This is a genomic window from Desulfofundulus sp., from assembly GCF_049701015.1.
In the GTDB taxonomy this organism is placed as follows: domain Bacteria; phylum Bacillota; class Desulfotomaculia; order Desulfotomaculales; family Desulfovirgulaceae; genus Desulfofundulus.
In genome coordinates this window covers 1-1,763 of the sequence record NZ_JBNATZ010000376.1, presented here as the reverse complement: position 1 = coordinate 1,763, position 1,763 = coordinate 1, and the positions used below count along the sequence as shown (strand labels likewise).

General features: G+C 60.2%; 2 protein-coding genes and 1 pseudogene. All 3 read right to left on the bottom strand.

Features of this window, described 5'->3' with window-relative positions; translation table 11 throughout:
• Positions 1–877, bottom strand: an 877-nt coding sequence (locus tag ACPLUI_RS14590) for a glycosyltransferase (RefSeq protein WP_424660964.1), incomplete at its 3' end; no start/stop codon positions are given.
• Between the two features lie 20 nt (positions 878–897).
• Entirely contained in the window at positions 898–1,218 is a 321-nt protein-coding gene (locus tag ACPLUI_RS14585; RefSeq protein WP_424660963.1) for a sugar phosphate nucleotidyltransferase, read from the bottom strand.
• A 60-nt stretch (positions 1,219–1,278) separates the two neighbouring features.
• Positions 1,279–1,763 (bottom strand): annotated as a pseudogene (locus ACPLUI_RS14580) (DUF4351 domain-containing protein); the annotation flags it as partial.

Sequence of the window (1,763 nt, the reverse complement as noted above, 5' to 3'; positions counted from 1 at the left end):
TGGTGAGGGGCAGGCCTTCCCAGAGTGAGAACAGGGCGAACACATCCAGGTCACCCAGGAGGGACGGGGCATCTTCGCGGCCGCCCGGGAGGTGAACCCTTCCCGACAGGCCGTGGCGCGCCACAAATTCCCGGCAACCGGGCATTAAAGGGCCATCGCCAATGAGCACGAAATGAAGGCGGTCCGACCATTTCCCCGTGGAAAGCAGTGCCCGGGCAGCTTGCAGGAAGAACAGGGGATCCTTTGGCTCACGCAGCCTGCAAACCATACCCACCAGCAGGGCGTCCTCGCCCAGGCCCAGTTCCCGGCGCAGGGCGCCCTGCTTGGACGGGGGTTCCGGCAGGCCGTTGTAAATGACCGCCAGCCGGGAAGGCGGAGCCAGCCCCAGCTCAAGGCCCTTTTGCAGGTCGGCCTGCGAAACGCAGACCACCCGGCCGCTCACCCGCCCGGCCAGTCTTTCAGCCAGCACAAATAATAGCCGGGCCGACCGGGACTGGTAATCGTTTATCCCCCAGCCGTGAACGGTGAAGACGATGCCCGGTACCCCCGCCAGGTAGGCCGCCAGGCGCCCCAGGATACCTGCCTTGGAACTGTGGCAGTGCACGATGTGAAAGCGCTCCCGGCGCATAAGGCGGTACAAAAAGCAAAAGGCGGCCGGGTCCCTTGAAGGCGACACCTCCCGGCAGAGGTACGGCACTTCCACGATCCTCACGTCGCCGTGCCCGGAAAGCCAGCGCACCAGCTCACCGCCCGGCGCACAGGCCACCGTAATCTCAAAGCGCTCCCGGTTCAATCCGGACACCAGGTGGTAGAGCACCTTCTGGGCACCGCCCAGCTCGGAAAGGGTAATTAGCTGGAGGAGCTTGACTTTTTCCATGATACAATACCCCGTCAACGTCAATCACCGGGTGGGTGTTCCTTGCACATAACATGGAGGGCTCCCAGCCCTACGGCCGCCGCCGTATCCCGGCCGCACGGCTCGGCCACAATGTTTTCCGGCGGAATCTCCGGCAACTGCTGGCGCACTGTTTCGATATAGCTGACACCAGTAATGACCAGCACGTTCTCCGGTGGTAATAAGCCTTCCAGCCGGTCAAAGGTCAGTTGCAGCATGGTGCGCTCCCCCACCAGGGAGAGGAACTGCTTCGGTCTATCCCGACGGGAAAGGGGCCAGAAGCGCTCCCCCGCCCCACCGGCCATTATTACGGCATAAAACAAAAACACATCCCCCCCGTACGGCGGGGCATACACTGCTTTGTGCAGTCCTTACCCCGGTCTTTATCGCTCTCTAACACCGTTATTGATGATGACCCGAGCTTCTTCCAGAGTGCTGGCGGCGAACAGCTGCTCCAGGATATAGTCCAGCGTTTCTAAATCGGTCATCCGCTCGACCTTTTGCTGCAAGCCGGCCGACTTATCCCCAAACTTACGGGACAGATATTTACAAATGATTTCCCGCGCTTTCTCCATACGCCCTTCCATACGGCCTTCGGCACGACCTTCCGCACGACCTTTTTCATGCCAGCTGGTGGTTATCTGCATAATGGCGTCAACCTCCTTTTTGTCCATTTTGCCCAATTCACGGTAAAGTTGTTCTTCTTCCTCGCGGTTCAGCTTCAGGTAGGTTTCGAAAAAAACAGCCAGCAGCTCCATCCGCGCCGGGTCCAGTTTCATCCGGGCCAGCATGCGCAGGAACTCCAGCTTTCGCGAACCCTTTCTTCCGGCCTGAAGCCCATTTTGCTCAACAACGCCGCAGCTACCGG